The 17,891-nt window shown below is 63.9% G+C and carries 15 protein-coding genes and 1 pseudogene; 6 read left to right on the top strand and 10 right to left on the bottom strand.

Going from position 1 to position 17,891, the window contains the following annotated elements:
* Nucleotides 1-44: 44 nt before the first annotated feature.
* Nucleotides 45-968 (top strand): LysR family transcriptional regulator, encoded by a 924-nt coding sequence (locus tag CAG22_RS22735; protein WP_025340487.1) that lies wholly within the window; start codon nucleotides 45-47, stop codon nucleotides 966-968.
* A 193-nt stretch (nucleotides 969-1,161) separates the two neighbouring features.
* On the top strand, nucleotides 1,162-1,686 hold the full coding sequence (locus tag CAG22_RS22730) for a DUF962 domain-containing protein (RefSeq protein ID WP_046617257.1): 525 nt from the start codon (nucleotides 1,162-1,164) through the stop codon (nucleotides 1,684-1,686).
* Nucleotides 1,687-1,799: 113 nt separating this feature from the next.
* Here CAG22_RS22730 and pcaC read toward each other — a convergent pair whose 3' ends face one another.
* The 9 genes from pcaC to pcaR all read right to left on the bottom strand — a co-directional run bounded on the left by pcaC (nucleotide 1,800) and on the right by pcaR (nucleotide 11,594).
* Nucleotides 1,800-2,195 (bottom strand): 4-carboxymuconolactone decarboxylase, encoded by a 396-nt coding sequence (gene pcaC, locus CAG22_RS22725; protein WP_003259581.1) that lies wholly within the window; start codon nucleotides 2,193-2,195, stop codon nucleotides 1,800-1,802.
* A 10-nt stretch (nucleotides 2,196-2,205) separates the two neighbouring features.
* Nucleotides 2,206-2,997: a 3-oxoadipate enol-lactonase gene (gene pcaD, locus CAG22_RS22720; protein ID WP_085706236.1), complete on the bottom strand. Its 792-nt coding sequence runs from the start codon at nucleotides 2,995-2,997 to the stop codon at nucleotides 2,206-2,208.
* An 11-nt stretch (nucleotides 2,998-3,008) separates the two neighbouring features.
* Nucleotides 3,009-4,361, bottom strand: a complete 1,353-nt coding sequence (locus CAG22_RS22715; protein WP_025340490.1) for a 3-carboxy-cis,cis-muconate cycloisomerase — start codon at nucleotides 4,359-4,361, stop codon at nucleotides 3,009-3,011.
* 9 nt (nucleotides 4,362-4,370) lie between these two features.
* Nucleotides 4,371-5,660: an MFS family transporter gene (locus CAG22_RS22710; RefSeq protein WP_046617253.1), complete on the bottom strand. Its 1,290-nt coding sequence runs from the start codon at nucleotides 5,658-5,660 to the stop codon at nucleotides 4,371-4,373.
* A gap of 185 nt (nucleotides 5,661-5,845) precedes the next feature.
* Nucleotides 5,846-7,051 carry a 3-oxoadipyl-CoA thiolase gene (pcaF, locus tag CAG22_RS22705; RefSeq protein ID WP_170929332.1) on the bottom strand — a complete coding sequence of 402 codons (1,206 nt, stop codon included), beginning with the start codon at nucleotides 7,049-7,051 and terminating at the stop codon, nucleotides 5,846-5,848.
* A complete protein-coding gene (locus CAG22_RS22700; protein ID WP_015271653.1) occupies nucleotides 7,048-7,827 on the bottom strand; it encodes a CoA-transferase subunit beta in 780 nt (259 codons plus the stop codon). The genes pcaF and CAG22_RS22700 overlap by 4 nt, the downstream gene beginning before the upstream one ends.
* Nucleotides 7,824-8,684, bottom strand: a complete 861-nt coding sequence (locus tag CAG22_RS22695; RefSeq protein ID WP_015271654.1) for a CoA transferase subunit A — start codon at nucleotides 8,682-8,684, stop codon at nucleotides 7,824-7,826. Before CAG22_RS22695 ends, CAG22_RS22700 begins: the two co-directional genes overlap by 4 nt.
* 239 nt (nucleotides 8,685-8,923) lie before the next feature.
* Entirely contained in the window at nucleotides 8,924-10,270 is a 1,347-nt protein-coding gene (locus CAG22_RS22690) for an MFS transporter (protein WP_025340493.1), read from the bottom strand.
* Between the two features lie 433 nt (nucleotides 10,271-10,703).
* The gene (gene pcaR, locus CAG22_RS22685; RefSeq protein ID WP_256575059.1) at nucleotides 10,704-11,594 is read right to left on the bottom strand and encodes a pca regulon transcriptional regulator PcaR; all 891 of its coding nucleotides are present in this window, start codon (nucleotides 11,592-11,594) and stop codon (nucleotides 10,704-10,706) included.
* Nucleotides 11,595-12,084: 490 nt separating this feature from the next.
* Here pcaR and CAG22_RS28575 point away from each other — a divergent pair, with 490 nt between their 5' ends.
* Nucleotides 12,085-12,285 (top strand): hypothetical protein, encoded by a 201-nt coding sequence (locus CAG22_RS28575; RefSeq protein WP_003259583.1) that lies wholly within the window; start codon nucleotides 12,085-12,087, stop codon nucleotides 12,283-12,285.
* Between the two features lie 313 nt (nucleotides 12,286-12,598).
* Nucleotides 12,599-14,071 (top strand): inorganic phosphate transporter, encoded by a 1,473-nt coding sequence (locus tag CAG22_RS22675; RefSeq protein WP_085590382.1) that lies wholly within the window; start codon nucleotides 12,599-12,601, stop codon nucleotides 14,069-14,071.
* A gap of 170 nt (nucleotides 14,072-14,241) precedes the next feature.
* On the opposite strand, the gene CAG22_RS22670 is transcribed toward CAG22_RS22675, so the two are convergent.
* The gene (locus CAG22_RS22670) at nucleotides 14,242-15,717 is read right to left on the bottom strand and encodes a helicase HerA-like domain-containing protein (RefSeq protein WP_085706234.1); all 1,476 of its coding nucleotides are present in this window, start codon (nucleotides 15,715-15,717) and stop codon (nucleotides 14,242-14,244) included.
* A gap of 169 nt (nucleotides 15,718-15,886) precedes the next feature.
* Here CAG22_RS22670 and CAG22_RS29050 point away from each other — a divergent pair.
* Nucleotides 15,887-16,903, top strand: a pseudogene (locus tag CAG22_RS29050) (cache domain-containing protein); the annotation flags it as partial.
* Nucleotides 16,904-16,996: 93 nt separating this feature from the next.
* On the top strand, nucleotides 16,997-17,761 hold the full coding sequence (locus tag CAG22_RS29045) for a methyl-accepting chemotaxis protein (RefSeq protein WP_370464237.1): 765 nt from the start codon (nucleotides 16,997-16,999) through the stop codon (nucleotides 17,759-17,761).
* Nucleotides 17,762-17,891 lie beyond the last annotated feature (130 nt).

Here is a 17,891-nt window from a genome sequence, read left to right as displayed (position 1 = left end):
CAACCGCTTGAATAGGCCCCTGATCCCCGCCCCAGAGCCGTGACATGGACCTCCGTCAGCTGCGCTACTTCATCGCCCTCACCGAATACCGCAGCTTCGTCCGTGCCGCCGAGGCCATGGGCATCACCCAACCCGCCTTCAGCCGTGCCATCCAGAGCCTGGAACACAGCTTCGGCTGCCCACTGGTCGACCGCGCCAGCAAAGCCCTGCCGCCCACCCCCGAAGGCCTGGTGGTGCTGCAACATGCCCGGCGCCTGGTACAAGGTGCCGCGCAGCTGAGCAACGAAGTGCTGCAGATGACCAAGCTCGACGCCGGCGAGCTGCATTTCGGCAGCGGCCCGGCGCTGGCTGTGCGCCTGGTGCCCGACGCCCTGCGCCACTTTCTCGAACGCCACCCGGGCATCCGCACCTCGCTGCTGGTGGACAACGCCGAACGCCTCGGCCAGGCTCTGCGCCGCGAGCAGATCGAGTTTTTCGTCGACGATATCCGCCCGTTCGAGGCCGACCCCAACTTCCACACCGAGCCCCTTTCGCCGCGCCCCGGCCTGTTCTTCTGCCGCCCGGGGCACCCATTGCTGGCCAAGGACAGCCTGTCGACCAACGATCTGTTCAGCTACCCGCTGGCCAGCGCCCTGCTCGCCCCCGGCGTGCGCAAGCGCCTGGCCAACCTGAGCGGGCGCAGCGATTTCACCCCGCACCTGCAAACCGAGCACCTGGCCGTGCTGCGCAGCGTGGTGGAGGCCAGCGATGCCATCGGCACCGCCAGCGAAGAAGCCGTGGCCGAAGACCTGGCCAGCGGCCGCCTGGTGCGCCTGCACTGGCGCAACCTGCCACCGGCGCTGGAAGTGCTGAGCGTGCGCTGTGGCGTGGTCAGCCGCAGCGGTTACCGGCTGTCGCCGGCGGCGCGAGCGATGATCGAGACGCTGGTGGGGCTGGATATGCCAGTGCGGGCTGCTGCCATTCGCTGAGCTGATGATGGTGGTGGCTGCGGGCTATCCTGATCACTATCCGGTCACAGGTTGCCTGTACTGGCCTCTTCGCGGGCTCGCCCGCTCCCACAGGTAATCCACCTGGCTTGAAACTGTGGTGATCCTGTGGGAGCGGGCAAGCCCGCGAAGAGGCCGGTTCAGGCAAAACAAAGCTGAACAGGGAGGCACAACAATGAAAACCCTCGTCGACCACCTGAGCCAGTACGCCAGCTACCACCGCGACCCACGCAACATCGCCACCCACTTCGTCGGCATCCCGATGATCGTGCTGGCGGTCACCATCCTGCTGTCGCGCCCTGGCTGGGAGGTAGCCGGCATGTGGCTGTCCCCTGCCCTGCCGGCGGCGGCAGCCTCGGTCTGGTTCTACCTGCGCCTGGACCTGCGCTTCGGCCTGGTGATGGGGTTGTTGCTTGGGCTATGCCTGTGGGTCGGCCAGGTGCTGGCGATGCAGACGACAGCGCTGTGGCTCGGTGCCGGGCTGGGGGCGTTCGTGGTGGGCTGGATCATCCAGTTCGTCGGCCATTACTACGAAGGCCGCAAGCCGGCGTTTGTCGACGATGTCAGCGGATTGATCATCGGACCGTTGTTCGTGGTGGCAGAAGCGGCATTCATGCTCGGCCTGTGCCCGGCCCTGAAGCAGGCTGTGGAAAGCAACGCCGGCCCGGTGGCCATGCGGCAGAAGAATGCGGCCATGTAAACATTCCATGGCCCTATCGCCGGCAAAGCAGCTCCCACAGGGACTGCACTGCCCTCAAGCCTGATGCAATCCCTGTGGGAGCTGGCTTGCCGGCGATAGGGCCGGTACAGGCATTACTGCTGTCGCGACTCCACGCCCAGCTCATCCCACACCGACTCAGCCATGTGGAAGGTGGCATTGGCCGCCGGAATGCCGCAATAGATCGCGCTCTGCATCAGCACTTCCTTGATCTCGTCGCGGGTCACGCCGTTGTTGGCCGCCGCGCGCAGGTGCAGCTTCAGCTCGTCGTTGCGGTTCATGCCAATCAGCATGGCGATGGTGATCAGGCTACGGGTATGGCGCGGCAGGCCCGGGCGAGTCCAGATGTCACCCCAGGCGTGGCGGGTGATCATCTCCTGGAACTCACCGTTGAAGTCGTTGAGCTTCTCCAGGCTGCGGTCCACGTGGGCATCGCCAAGCACTGCGCGGCGTACTTGCATGCCGGCGTCGTAACGTTGTTTCTCGTCCATGGCGGTACCCTCAGTGAGCCAGCAGGAAGTCGAGCACGCGGCGGCTGAACGCCTCGCCGATCTCGACGTTGGACAGGTGCGCCGCCGGGAAGTCGACGTACTCGGCACCCGCAATACCGGCCTGCATGAAGCGGCCGTGCTCCGGAGTGGTCACCACGTCCTCGGTACCGGCAACGATCAGCGCCGGCACCTGGATACGGCCCAGTTGCTCGCGGTAATCGGCATCACGCACCGCCGCGCAGTTGCCGGCATAACCTTGCGGACTGGTTTGCGCCAGCATCTGGCAGATGCGCTGGGCCTGCGCTGGCTGGGCCTGGGAGAAACCCGGGGTGAACCAGCGGGCGATGGAGGCATCGCGCAGGTCGACCATGGCCTGCTGGCCGCCCTTGAGCACGGTGTCGATACGGGTGTTCCACACCTCGTCGTTGGCGATCTTGGCGGCGGTATTGCACAGGGTCAGGCTGTGCAGGCGCTCGCCGGCATTGATGCCCAGCCACTGGCCGATCAGGCCGCCCATAGACAGGCCGACGAAGTGCGCCTTGGCAATATCCAGCCCATCGAGCAGGGCCAACACGTCACGGCCCAGCTGTTCGATGCTGTAAGGGCCTTCAGTGACCAGCGACCCACCGTGGCCACGGGTATCGTAGCGCAGCACGCGCAAGTGCTGGCTCCACAGTGGAATCTGCGTGTCCCACATGCCCAGGTCGGTACCGAGCGAGTTGGACAGGACCAGCACCGGGGCGTTTTCCGGGCCATCGATCTGGTAATTCAAAACGCCATCGGCCAGTTGCAAGTGCGCCACAGCGGTCTCCTTCAGGCAGTGAAACGTTGATGTTCGGACACGGCGCGCGCCACCCAGACGCGGGCCTGGCCCAGGTAATGGGCAGGGTCGAGCAAGCGATCGAGTTCTTCGGCGGACAGCTCGGCGCTGACTTGCGGCTCTTCACCCAGCACAGTGCGCAGGTGGCGCTGTTCGGCCACCGCGCGCTGGCAGCACTGCTCCAGCAGGTGGTGGGCGTGGTCGCGGCCCAGGCGCTGGGCAAGGACGATGCTCACCGCTTCGGCCAGCACCAGGCCCTGGGTCAGGTCGAGGTTACGGCGCATGCGCGCGGCATCCACTTCCATGCCCTCGGCAATCACCTGGGCCTGGCGCAGCGCGCCAGAGACCAGGCAGCAGATGTCCGGCAGGGTTTCCCATTCGGCATGCCACAGGCCGAGGCTGCGCTCGTGCTCCTGGGGCATGGCGGCGAACAGCGTCGAAACCAGCCCCGGCACGCGGGTCGCGGCGCCGATCAGCACCGCGGCGCCCACCGGGTTACGCTTGTGCGGCATGGTCGAAGACCCACCCTTGCCCGGCGCGGAAGGCTCGAACAGTTCCCCCGCCTCGGTCTGCATCAGCAGGCTGACATCACGGCCGAACTTGCCCAGGCTACCGGCGACCAGGCCCAGCACCGAGGCAAACTCCACCAGGCGGTCGCGCTGGGTGTGCCAGGGCTGCTCGGGCAGGGTCAGCTTGAGCTGCTCGGCCAGGGCTTCGGCCACCGGCATCGCCTTGCTGCCCAAAGCCGCCAGGCTGCCCGAGGCGCCGCCGAACTGCAGCACCAGCAAGCGTGGGCGCAGCTCCTGCAGGCGCTGGCGGTGACGGGTCAAGGCGCCCAGCACACCGGCCAGTTTCATGCCCAGGGTCACCGGGGTGGCATGCTGCAGCCAGGTGCGCCCCACCAGCGGCGTGTCGGCGTGCTGCAAGGCCTGGCGCGACAAGGTATCGGCCAGCTTGCCGAGGTCGGCTTCGATCAGGTCGAGGGCAGCGCGCAGCTGCAGGACCAGCCCGGTGTCCATCGCGTCCTGGCTGGTGGCGCCCAGGTGCACATAGCGCTCGGCCTCGGGCACGCCACTGGCAATCACCTTGCCCAACGCCTTCACCAGCGGGATCGCCGAGTTGCCAGCAGTGGCGATGGCATTGGCCAGCGCGCCAACATCATAGCGCTCGGCGTGGCACGCCGCCTCGATGGCCGCTACCGCGCTATGCGGGACCAGCCCGGCAGCCGCCTCGGCCCGCGCCAGCGCCGCTTCGAAATCGAGCATGCCCTGCAGGCGGCCACGGTCGGAGAAGATCTCGCGCATGGCCGGTGCGGTGAAGTAGGCGTCGAACAGTTGGTTGGTCATGCCACGTCCTTAATCATCGTGGTGCAGGTACGCGGCCTGCTTCGGCAAGCGCAGGCTGAACAGGAAGGCAATCGCCATCATCGCTGTCACGTACCAGTAGAAAGTGTTTTCCATGCCCAAGGTCTTCAGGCCCAGGGCAACGTATTCGGCCGAACCGCCGAACGCCGCGTTGGCCACCGCATAGGCCAGGCCCACACCCAGTGCGCGCACCTGCGGCGGGAACATCTCGGCCTTCACCAGGCCGCTGATCGAGGTGTAGAAACTGACGATACACAACGCCAGGGTAATCAGCACGAAGGCCATGAACGGGCTGCTCACGGTTTTCAGCGCCATCAGCAGCGGCACGGTGAACAGCGTACCCAGGGCGCCGAACAGCATCATCGAATTACGCCGGCCGATGCGGTCGGAGAGCATGCCGAAGAACGGCTGCAGCACCATGAACAGGAATAGCGCGCCAGTCATCACGTAGCTGGCGTTTTTTGCGGTCATGCCGGCGGTGTTGACCAGGTACTTCTGCATGTAGGTGGTGAAGGTGTAGAAGATCAGCGAACCGCCCGCGGTATAGCCGAGCACGGTGATGAAAGCCGCCGCGTGGTTGCGGAACAGGCCCTTGATGGTGCCGGCGTCCTTGTCCTGGCGGGTTTCGGCGCTGCTGGTCTCATGCAGCGAGCGGCGCAGCATCAGCGAGATCAGTGCGGCAATGGCACCGACCACGAACGGAATGCGCCAGCCCCAGGCGCGCAGCTCTTCTTCGGTGAGCAGCTGCTGCAGGATCACCACCACCAGCACCGCCAGCAACTGGCCGCCGATCAGGGTCACGTACTGGAACGAGGCGAAGAAACCGCGCTGGCCGCGCAGGGCTACTTCACTCATGTAAGTGGCAGTGGTGCCGTACTCGCCGCCTACCGACAGGCCCTGGATCAACCGGGCCAGCAACAGCAGCGCCGGGGCCCAGGTGCCGATGCTGGCATAGGTGGGCAGGCAGGCGATCATCAGCGAGCCGAAGCACATCATCAGCACCGAGATCATCAGGGAATTCTTGCGACCATGGCGGTCAGCGAGGCGGCCGAAGATCCAGCCACCTATGGGGCGCATCAGAAAGCCAGCGGCGAACACGCCTGCCGTGTTCAACAACTGCACGGTGGGGTCGTCGGAGGGGAAGAAAGCCGGGGCAAAGTAGATCGCGCAGAAGGCATAGACGTAGAAGTCGAACCATTCCACCAGGTTGCCTGAAGAGGCACCAACGATAGCGAAGATGCGTTTGCTGCGTTCTTCGCCGGTGTAATAGGCTGAGGTCATGGTGAGTTTACTCCTGGAGGGTCGCAGGTAATTCTAGACACACCTGGTAACACACTCGTTCCGCTATCTGGCTGGCAATCAGCCTTGAGTCGCATGTGCCGGCCTCTTCGCGGGTAAACCCGCTCCCACAGGGGATGCGTGGTTCCCTGTGGGAGCGGGTTTACCCGCGAAGAGGCCGGTACAGGTCAAACCCGCTCGATGGCCAGCGCCAAACCTTGGCCTACGCCCACACACATGGTCGCCAGGCCTTTACGCCCACCGCTCTTCTCCAGCTGGTGAAGCGCAGTCAGCACCAGGCGCGCACCGCTCATGCCCAGCGGGTGGCCCAGGGCGATGGCACCGCCGTTGGGGTTCACCTGCGGTGCATCGTCGGCCACACCCAGCTCACGCAGCACCGCCAGACCTTGGCTGGCAAAAGCTTCGTTGAGCTCGATCACATCGAAATCATTCACCGCCACACCCAGGCGCTCGGTCAGCTTGCGCACTGCCGGCACCGGGCCAATGCCCATCACCCGCGGTGCAACACCGGCACTGGCCATGCCCAGTACCCGGGCACGTGGGGTCAGGCCGTGTTTCTTCACCGCCTCGGCCGAGGCCAGGATCAACGCCGCGGCACCGTCGTTCACGCCCGAGGCGTTGCCGGCGGTGACGGTCTTGTCCGGGCCGTTGACCGGCTTGAGCCTGGTCAGGGCTTCCAGTGTGGTTTCCGGGCGCAGGTGCTCGTCATGCTCGACGATGGTCTCACCCTTCTTGTGCGCGATACGCACCGGCACGATTTCTTCGGCGAAGAAACCGGCGGCCTGGGCGGCAGCTGCCTTCTGCTGGCTGCGCAGGGCAAAGGCGTCCTGGTCAGCACGCGAAACCTGGTAATCGTCGGCCACGTTGTCGGCGGTTTCCGGCATGGAATCCACACCGTACTGGCTCTTCATCAGTGGGTTGATGAAACGCCAGCCGATGGTCGTATCTTCGAGCTTCATGTTGCGCGAATAGCCGCTTTCGGCCTTGCCCATGACGAACGGGGCACGCGACATCGACTCGACGCCGCCGGCAATCGCCAGCTCCATTTCGCCGCTGGCAATGGCGCGGAAGGCAGTGCCGATGGCATCCATGCCCGACGCGCACAGGCGGTTCAGGGTAACGCCCGGGATGCTCTGCGGCAGGCCGGCCAGCAGCAGCGCCATGCGCGCCACGTTGCGGTTGTCTTCACCGGCCTGGTTGGCGCAGCCGAAGAACACTTCGTCAACCTGATCCCACTGCACGCTCGGGTTGCGCTCGATCAGCGCCTTCAGCGGCACGGCGGCCAGGTCGTCGGCCCGCACGCCGGCCAGGGCGCCACCGAAGCGGCCGATCGGGGTACGGATGGCGTCACAGATGAATACGTCACGCATCAGGCTTCTCCTGCCACCTGGCCATGGGCCGCGGCGGTACGGGCTTCGAGGTCACGCAGGGCGGACAGCTCGACTTCGGTAGGTTCGGCAGTGGTCTGCACATCGTCGGCGAAGCGGATCGCCCAGCCAGTGGCGGCGATGATCTGCTCGCGGGTCACACCCGGGTGGATCGCGGTGACGACGAATTCGTGGGTGCCGGCTTCCGGCTCCATGATGCACAGGTCGGTGATGATGCCGACCGGGCCGTCGCCTGGCAGGCCAAGGCGTTTGCGCGAGTCGCCGCCTTCACCGTGGCCAACCGAGGTGATGAAGTCCAGCTTGTCGACGAAGGCACGCGGCGACTGCTTGAGGATGATCAGCACCTGCTTGGCGGAACCGGCGATTTCCGGTGCGCCACCGGCACCCGGCAGGCGGGTTTTCGGGGCGTGGTAGTCACCAACCACAGTCGTGTTGATGTTGCCGAAGCGGTCGACCTGGGCGGCGCCAAGGAAGCCGACGTCGATGCGCCCACCTTGCAGCCAGTAGCGGAAGATCTCGCCAGTCGGCACCACGGTGTCAGCGGTTTCGGCCAACTCGCCGTCGCCGATCGACAGCGGCAGCACGCTTGGCTTGGCGCCGATCGGGCCGGATTCGTAGATCAGCACCACGTCTGGCGACGAGGTCAGGCGCGCCAGGTTGGCAGCCTTGGATGGCAGGCCGATGCCGACGAAGCACACAGCACCGTTGCGCAGGCGACGGGCTGCGGCGACGGTCATCATTTCGGAAGTGGAGTAGCTCATTGTGCGGCCTCCGCAGTGCTGGCCAGCTTGGCCTTGAATTCGTTGAAATCGGCAGTGCCACGGATGTAGGTGTCGATCCAGGCGGTGAACGATTCGCGGCTACGCGCGATCGGGTCCCAGGCCTGGTAGAAGCGGTTGTCACGCTCGTAGTAGCCGTGGGCATAGGACGGGTGCGCACCACCAGGTACCAGGCATACCGCGCTCAGCGCCCAGGTCGGCAGCACGCAGGCGTTCATCGGGGCCTGCAGGTCGTCGACGATTTCCTCGACGGTGACGATGCAGCGCTTGGCGGCCAGGGCGGCTTCCTTCTGCACACCGAGGATGCCCCACAGCAGCACGTTGCCTTTACGGTCGGCCTTTTGCGCGTGAATCACGGTCACGTCCGGGCGCACCGACGGCACGGCTGCCAGCACTTCACCGGTAAACGGGCAGGTGACACTCTTGATCAGAGGGTTGACCTTCGGCAGATCGGAGCCGGCGTAGGCACGCAGCACGGCGAACGGCAGGCCAGAAGCACCGGCGACATAGGCGTTGGCCAGGTCGGCGTGGCTGTGTTCTTCGATTTCGATGGCGTGTGGCCATTGCTTCTCGACGGCATCACGCAGGCGGTGCAGCGAACCGACACCCGGGTTACCACCCCAGGAGAAGATCAGCTTGCTGGCGCAACCGGCGCCGATCAGCTGGTCGTAGATCAGGTCCGGAGTCATGCGCACCAGGGTCAGGTCGCGCTTGCCCTGACGGATGATCTCGTGGCCGGCAGCAGTCGGGATCAGGTGGGTGAAACCTTCGAGGGCGACGGTATCGCCATCCTGGATGAACTGCTTCACGGCTTCGTGAAGCGGGAGAATTGCAGCCATTTGGAGACTCCTGGTCAGGGTGCTTCGGTGAGCTCAGATTAAGGAGACTGGTGGGTGGCTTACAATCCGATAATCGACTATTTGTGCGATTATCGAACCATTTGTTGCATCCCTACCTATCTCCCCTCACTGCCTGTACTGGCCTCATCGCCGGCAAGCCAGCTCCCACAGGTACCGCACCGGCTCGGGGCCTGATGCATTCCTGTGGGAGCTGGCTTGCCGGCGATGAGGCCACTGCGTCAGGTCGCGTCAGCGTGGCTCACCAGCCCTTTCACGATCACACCCACGGTCGCCAGCCCCGCCGGCACCAGCAACGCCGTCAGCACCTGTTCGAAGTTCCAGCCCAGCCCCAGCAGCGTCGCGCCACTCCAGGCCCCGAGAATCGCCCCGAAGCGGCCGATACCCAGCATCCACGATACCCCTGTGGCGCGGCCCTGTGTCGGATAGAAGCGCGCCGCCAGCGAAGGCATCGCCGACTGGGCGCCGTTCACGCACATGCCGGCAACCAGCACCAGGGTGGCCAATACGGTGATGTTGCCCAGGCTCTGCCCCACGGCGTAGGCGAACACCCCGGCCAGCAGGTAGAAAATGCCGATCACCTTGTGCGGATTGAAGCGGTCCATGGCCCAGCCCACGCCGACGGCACTCAGCACGCCACCGAACTGGAACAGCGCGCCGATGAAGGCAGCCTGTTCCATGCTCGCGCCGCTGTCGCGCATCAAGGTTGGCAGCCAGCTGGTCAGCAGATAGACGATCACCAGGCCCATGAAGTAGGTCAGCCACAACAGCATGGTGCCCATGCCGTAGGTACCGGAGAAGATCAGCGCGAACACGTTGCGCGCGGCCACCGCCTTCTGTTCCGGCACGCTGAAGCTGCCCGCCTCGGCCACCACCTGCGGCGCGATGGGCGACAAGGTCTGGCGCACCTTGTCGGTGCCCCGATTGCGCACCACCAGGAACCGCGCCGACTCCGGCAGCCATACCATCAGCACCAGCGCCAGCAGCAACGGCAGCACGCCACCGATCACCAGCAGGCTGTGCCAGCCGTAAGCCGGGATCATCTTGGCGGAAATGAAACCACCACCGGCCATGCCCAGGTTGAAGCCGCAGAACATGCTGGTCACCAGCAGCGACTTGAGGCGCTCGGGGGTGTATTCAGACAACAGCGTGGTGGCGTTGGGCATGCCTGCACCAAGGCCCAGGCCGGTCAGGAAGCGCAACACCAGCAACTGGTCGACGTTGGTGGCATAGGCCGAGGCCAGGCTGAAGCCGCCAAATACCAGCACCGCCCCCACCAGCACGCCCTTGCGGCCAAACCGGTCCGCCAGCGGGCCGGAGCCGAGGGCACCGAAAACCATGCCGATCAATGCAGCACTCATGACTGGGCCGAGGCTGGCGCGGTCAATCCCCCACTCCTGCGACAGGGCCGGGGCGATGAAGCCCATGGCGGCGGTGTCCAGGCCATCGAGGAAGACGATCAGGAAGCACAGCAACACCACCCGCCATTGGTAGCGGGACAGCGGCTGCTGATTGATGAACGACTGGACGTCGAGGCTTTTGCCGACGTTGGTTTGCGCTTGGTTCATTGTTGTTATCCAGAATGAGGGGCACAGCCAGGCCACTGCACGCGATAACCGGTACAGAGGACGATAGTTTGAGGGAATGCGGCCGGCGTCAGCCTGGATATAACGGTACTGCGCGCGGGTGCGGCCGCGGCAGCGAGGGGACAGTATTCATGTAAGTGCCTCTTATTATGTTTTTCTTGTTCGGTCGGCACAGCCGACCGTTGCGAGAGACATTAATCAGCGGGCGGTGGTGGCGCAATTGACCGCGAACGACACTGTGCGTTTATCGCACAGGAAACGGTTTTGCCTGTTCTAAATTTGAAAGGGGGCGCTGTGCGCCCCAATCGCGACACAAGGCCGCTCCCACAGGTATCGCACAATATTTGATATATGCGAGGCCCTTGTGGGAGCGGCCTTGTGTCGCGATTGGGCCGCAAAGCGGCCCCCTGCAGGCTCAGCCAAACAACTGATGGCAAAGGTCCCGGCTGGCCGCCAGCAGGATCGGCAAGAACCGCTGCTCCAGCTCACTGCGCGTCACCCGCCCGACATGGGTACTCACATTCAACGCCGCCAACACCTGCCCCGAGGCGTCATACACCGGCACCGCAATCGAGCGCAGCCCCTGCTCCAGCTCCTGGTCTACCACGCACCAGCCCTGGGCGCGCACCTGCTGGATACAGGCGAACAGCGACTCGGGGTCATGCAAGGTACGGCTGGTTCGCGCCTTCAGGTCGGCACGTTCCAGGTATTCCCGCAGGCTGGTGTCGTCCATGGCCGCCAACAGAATGCGCCCCATCGATGTGCAATAGGCCGGCAGGCGCCCGCCCACCGACAGGTCGACCGAAATCAGCCGCTCCACGGTGGCCGAACGGGCTATATAAAGAATGTCGTCACCTTCGAGCGTGGCCATGTTGGCCGCCTCGTGCAGCTGGTCGCTGATGCGGTCCAGGTAAGGCTGGGCGGAAATCGCCAGCGGCGTCGACGACAGGTACGCATGCCCCAGCGTCAGCACTTTGGGCAACAGTGAATAGGTGCGCCCGTCGGTGGTGGCGTAACCCAGCTTGATCAACGTGTGCAGGCAACGGCGTACCGCCGCACGGGGGATTTCGGTGCGGTGGCTGATCTGGGCGATGGTCAGGTGACGCTTACGTTCCTGGAAAGCCTGGATCACAGCCAGGCCTCGCGCCAGGGAGGTCATGAAGTCCGGGTCGCCGGTAAAGGCCTGGATGCGCTTTGCCGGGGAAGCCACGATCGGCGGTGCCAGGGCTGCCGAGGCAGATCGCCCGTGCTCCGGGTTGCCCGACTCTGGATTGACGGAATCGTTGGCCAGGGTTTCGTCACTCATCGCACACCTCAAAAAAAAACGCCCACTCGTGCGATTATCGAACAAACGGCCGATAATCGCAATTGACCGCTGACACTTTTACTTATACCTTTCTCATGCCACTTGTGGCTTCTTTGGAGAGACTGGTCAGGTACCCACCGTAGAAGTCCCCAGGCAACGGCCTCGCCTTTTGGCGAGGCCGTTTTTCATTACCCTCCCGCTCGACGGTCCCGCTGCTGCATTGCAACGAACTTTTGTCCGTCTTGCCTTTCAAACTTGTACGAAAGGCCCAAACTATTGTCGGATGCATTGCGTTACTTGCGTCTGGTGATGTCAGGGTTGGGTAAATAACGATGTTCGGCGAAATATCGGTTGCTATAATCGATTGCGCAGGCCTCGACGATGCCGTGGCAATGGAACCTTCCGCTGTATCAAGCCGTTGCGGCCAGCAAGGCATGTGCACGCTGCACAGCGCATAACAACACTCATCAAACTTAATTCAGGTACTACTGTGACGAAAGATGAACTGCGCGCGGAACTCGAGCGCCAGGCTGAACGTTACAAGGATGTTTACGGTGGCGAAGTCACCACTTACGCCGCACAACCGGATCCGGAACGCAAACCTTGGCGCAAGCGCGCCAGCGTGCGCGACCAGGCCTTCAGCCAGGAACTGGAACGTATGGAAAAAGAACTGCGCAGCGACACTCCCTGACCCCCGGGACCACGCCAGCGCGTCGTCGCCCGGCCAGCCCGGGCGCGGTCGATCTTTACTGTCCGGCCGAAGGTGAAATGGAATTACACAAATTTCATACGGTCGTTTGAACAGAAGCGAAGCGGCTTTTTCTCCAGCTTTTTGCCGGTTTTCGTCAGGTTTTGCGCGTTTTAGCGGACATTTCCCTGCCTGCACGTCCCACCGTGCACATCACGCTCCCGACAGGAAGATTGCCGTCGGTCTGTCGCGGATGCATCGATTGCCAAGGTTTTCTGGCATAATCCCGCCCCCCTAAGACCGCCAGACAACCTTCATGATCGAATTATTCAGCGGACTGGATGCCTGGGTGTTGGTGAGCCTGCTGCTCGCCTTGACCTTCGTGCTCGCCTTCGAGTTCATCAATGGCTTTCATGACACCGCCAACGCGGTAGCTACCGTCATCTATACCAAAGCCATGCCGCCGCACCTCGCCGTGTTCTTCTCCGGCGTGTTCAACTTCCTTGGCGTTCTGCTCGGCGGTGTCGGGGTGGCCTATGCCATCGTGCACTTGCTGCCGGTAGAGCTGCTGATCAATGTGAACACCGGACACGGCCTGGCCATGGTCTTCTCGCTGCTGGCTGCGGCCATCACCTGGAACCTGGGCACCTGGTACTTCGGTATCCCCGCCTCCAGCTCGCACACGCTGATCGGCTCCATCCTCGGCGTCGGCCTGGCCAACGCCCTGATCAACGACATCCCGCTGGGCGACGGCGTCAACTGGCAGAAGGCGATCGACATCGCCATGTCGCTGGTGGTCTCGCCGATGGCCGGCTTCGCCGTTGCCGCCCTGGTACTGATCGGCCTGAAGTGGTGGCGCCCGCTGTCGAAGATGCACAAGACCCCCGAGCAGCGCCGCAAGCTCGACGACAAGAAGCACCCGCCGTTCTGGAACCGCCTGGTACTGGTGGTTTCGGCCATGGGCGTGAGCTTCGTGCACGGCTCCAACGACGGCCAGAAAGGCATCGGCCTGATCATGCTGGTGCTGATCGGTATCGTTCCGGCCAAGTTCGTTCTCGACCTGAACAGCACCACCTATCAGATCGAGCGTACCCGCGACGCCACCCTGCACATGAGCCAGTTCTACCAGCGCAACGCCGCCACCCTGGGCGAGTTCCTGGCACTGGGCAAAGCCAAGTCCAGCGACCTGCCGGAGCAGTTCAGCTGCAACCCGCAGCAGACCGAGCCGACCATTGCCGCGCTGCAGTCCTCGCTGCAGGGCGTGACCGACTACCACAGCCTGAGTGCCGACAAGCGTGTCGAAGTGCGCCGCTACCTGCTGTGCCTGGACGACACGGCGAAGAAGGTCGGCAAGCTGCCAGGCCTGGAAGCCCGTGAAAAGGCCGACCTGGAAAAACTGCGCAAAGACCTGACCGCCACCACCGAGTACGCCCCGTTCTGGGTGATCGTGGCCGTCGCCCTGGCCCTGGGCCTGGGCACCATGGTCGGCTGGAAGCGCGTGGTACTGACCGTTGGCGAGAAGATCGGCAAGCAGGGCATGACCTATGCCCAGGGCATGTCGGCGCAGATCACCGCGGCTTGCGCCATCGGCATGGCCAACATCTTCGCCCTGCCGGTATCGACCACCCACGTGTTGTCGTCCGGTGTGGCCGGCACCATGGTCGCCAACAAGAGCGGCCTGCAAGGCGGCACCGTGAAGACCATCCTGCTGGCCTGGGTTCTGACCCTGCCTGCGTCGATGGGCCTGGCGGCCGGCCTGTTCTGGCTGGCGTCCAAAGCCATTGGCTGAGTGATACCGCAATAAGAAGAAGGCGCCTGACGGGCGCCTTTTTCATAGGTGTCATTCCTGTACCGACCCTATCGCCGGCAAGCCAGCTCCCACAGGTATTGCACCGCCCGCAAGGCCTGTGCAGTACCTGTGGGAGCTGGCTTGCCGGCGATAGGGCCGGTACAGGCAAACTACCTTTTCTTGCCCCCCAGCAACGACCCCATCAACCCACGCACCAACTGCCGCCCCAACTGGTTGGCCGCCTGGCGCACCGCCGACTTGATTGCCTGCCCTGCCGCACTCTGCAAGAACTCACCGGCCTTGTCGGCAAAGCTTTCTTCATCTGCCTTGGGTTGCGGCGCGGGCTCCACCGGCTCACCCTTGCGCTGGGTCAGCATCTCATACGCCGACTCACGGTCCACCGGCTTGTCGTAACGCCCCGCCAGTGGTGAATCGGCAATCAGCGCACTGCGCTCAGCCGCACTCAACGGCCCGATACGCGACTGCGGCGGTGCAATCAGCACCCGTTGCACCATCGCTGGCGTGCCCTTCTCTTCCAGCGTCCCCACCAGTGCCTCGCCAATCCCCAGTTCAGTCAGCACCGCCAGGGTGTCGAACGCCGGGTTGGGGCGGAAGCCATCAGCCACCGCCCGCAGCGACTTCTGCTCCTTGGCGGTAAACGCCCGCAAGCCATGCTGAATGCGCAAGCCCAACTGGGCCAGTACCGCATCCGGCAAATCCCCCGGCGACTGGGTAACGAAGTACACCCCCACACCCTTGGAACGAATCAGCCGCACCACCTGCTCCAGGCGATCCTGCAATGCCTTGGGCGTATCGTTGAACAACAAGTGTGCTTCATCGAAGAACAACGCCAGCACCGGCTTGTCGGCATCACCGCGCTCGGGCAGTTGCTCGAACAACTCGGCCAGCAACCACAACAGGAAGGTCGCGTACACCTTGGGGGCATCGTGAACCAACCGGCTGGCGTCCAGCAGGTGGATACGCCCACGGCCATCCGGGTCTGGCCGCAGGAGGTCCTCAAGCTGCAGCCCCGGTTCACCGAACAACGCCTCGGCGCCCTGCTGTTCCAGGGTCGCCAACCGACGCAACAGCGCCTGGGTGGAGGCCGTGGTCATCAGCGCGCTGTCTTCGCCCAGCAATTGCGGGTTGTCCTTCAGGTGCGCGAGCAGCGCCTTGAGGTCCTTGAGGTCGAGCAGCAGCAGGCCTTCACGGTCGGCCACCTTGAACGCCGCGTACAGCGCCGCCTGTTGGCTGTCGGTCAGTTCCAGCAGGTTGCCCAGCAGCAGCGGCCCCATTTCACTGAGGGTGGTGCGCAACGGGTGGCCGGACTGCCCGGCAATGTCCCACAGGCTCACCGGGTAAGCCTGGGGCCTGTGCCCCAGCCAGGGCATGCCGGCGATGCGCTCAGCCACCTTGCCCTGCGGCGCACCAGCAGCGCCCAGGCCGCAAAGGTCACCTTTGACATCGGCGGCGAACACCGCAACCCCCGCATCACTGAACGCTTCCGCCAGATGCTGCAGGGTGACGGTCTTGCCAGTACCCGTCGCGCCCGCCACCAGGCCATGGCGGTTAGCCAGCCTCATCGCTTGCCCAACTGGCTGGCCATCCGGGCCAGCGCCTACAACGATGGTCGAAATTTCCGACATCTTTTAATCCTCTGCTCAAGCTTTACCGTAATTCGGCCGATACCTGTGGGTGATATTCGCCTTAATAGAGAGGAACAACCGAAAAGGGACTTTTTCGGGATGTTGCACTGCTTTGCGACTCCACGCGTGCAAACGCCTGATATGAAACCTTAGCGGAACCGATTACGCCATGAACAAAAGCCTTCGTTTCAGCCACAAGATTCTTTTGGCAGCGTCACTGATCGTGATACTCGCCTTCAGCCTTTTCACGCTCTACAACGATTACCTCCAGCGTAATGCGATCCGCGAGGACCTCGAAAACTATCTGGCTGAAATGGGCGCTTCCACTTCGACCAATATCCGCAACCTGTTCGAAGGCCGTATCAAGCTGGTGGAAAACCTGGCACAGAACATAGCCCAGGACCCGACCAACGCCGAAACCCTGATGGGCCAGAATGCGCTGGTTTCCAGCTTCCTCACCGTCTACCTGGGCAAGGTCGACGGCGGCTTCAGCGTGCGCCCTGATTCGAAAATGCCCGACGGCTACGACCCGCGCACCCGCCCCTGGTACAAGGACGGCATGAATGCCGCCGGCGCGACCCTGACCGAGCCGTACATCGACATGACCACCAACAAGATGGTCATCGGCATCCTCAGCAAGGTTTCCGCCAGTGTCGGCGTGGTCGGTGGCGACCTGGCCCTGGACGGCCTGGTGCAGATCATCAACTCACTGAACTTCGGCGGCATGGGCTACGCCTTCCTGGTCAACGACCAGGGCAAGATCCTGGTGCACCCGGACAAAGACCTGGTGATGAAGTCGCTGTCGGACCTGTTCCCGCAGCACACGCCGAAACTGACCGGTGAGCTGACCGAAGTGCAGAGCGAAGGCCAGGCCCGCCTGCTGACCTTCACCCCGATCACCGGCCTGCCTTCGGCCAACTGGTACATCGGCCTGTCGGTGGACAAGGACAAGGCCTTCTCGATGCTCAGCACCTTCCGCACCTCGGCGGTGATCGCCACGCTGGTGGCGGTGGTGATCATCATCGGCCTGCTCGGCCTGCTGATCCGTGTGCTGATGCAGCCGCTGCACACCATGACCCGCGCCATGGAAGACATCGCCGAAGGTGAAGGCGACCTGACCAAGCGCCTGCGTATCCACAACCACGACGAATTCGGCATCCTGGGCAGCGCCTTCAACCGTTTCGTCGAGCGTATTCACAGCTCGATCCGCGAAGTGTCCTCGGCCACCGAGCAGGTCAACGAAGTAGCCCTGCGGGTCATCAGTGCCTCGAACTCGTCGATGACCAACTCCGACGAACAGTCCAACCGCACCAACAGCGTGGCCGCCGCCATCAACGAACTGGGCGCCGCTGCCCAGGAAATTGCCGGCAACGCCGCCCAGGCTTCGCAGCACGCCAGTTCGGCGCGGTTGCTGGCCGAAGAAGGGCAGCAGGTGGTAGAACGCAACATTGCGGCAATGAACCGCCTGTCCGACCTGATCGTCACTTCCAGCGCGCACATCGAGACGCTGAACAGCAAGACCGTCAACATCGGCCAGATCCTCGAGGTGATCACCAGCATTTCCCAGCAGACCAACCTGCTGGCGCTCAACGCGGCCATCGAAGCGGCCCGCGCCGGTGAAGCCGGGCGTGGTTTTGCGGTTGTCGCCGATGAAGTACGCAACCTGGCGCACCGCACCCAGGAGTCGGCGCAACAGGTGCAGACCATGATCGAAGAACTGCAGGTCGGCGCGCGCGAATCGGTCGAGACCATGGACCAGAGCCAGCGCCACAGCCAGGACAGCATGCAGATCGCCAACCAGGCCGGTGAGCGGCTGGACAGCGTTACCGTGCGCATCGGCGAGATCGACGGCATGAACCAGTCGGTGGCCACCGCCACCGAAGAGCAGACCGCCGTGGTCGAGGCGATCAACATGGACATCAACGAGATCAACATGCTCAACCAGGAAGGCGTGGAAAACCTGCAGGCCACCCTGCGTGCCTGCTCCGACCTGGAGCAGCAGGCCGGCCGCCTGAAGCACCTGGTGGGCAGCTTCCGCATCTGATCTCGATCCGCGTCGCCTGCTTCGCGGGCTCGCCCGCTCCCACAGGAACTGCACACCCCCTGAGGCCTGTGTAACTCCTGTGGGAGCGGGCAAGCCCGCGAAGAAGCCCACACCGCCCCCCGCCCCGCCC

The sequence above is a fragment of the Pseudomonas sp. B8(2017) genome (genome assembly GCF_002113575.1).
GTDB lineage: Bacteria > Pseudomonadota > Gammaproteobacteria > Pseudomonadales > Pseudomonadaceae > Aquipseudomonas > Aquipseudomonas putida_Z.
The sequence above is the reverse complement of the archived record's forward strand: the minus strand, read 5'-3'. Positions and strand labels throughout refer to the sequence as shown.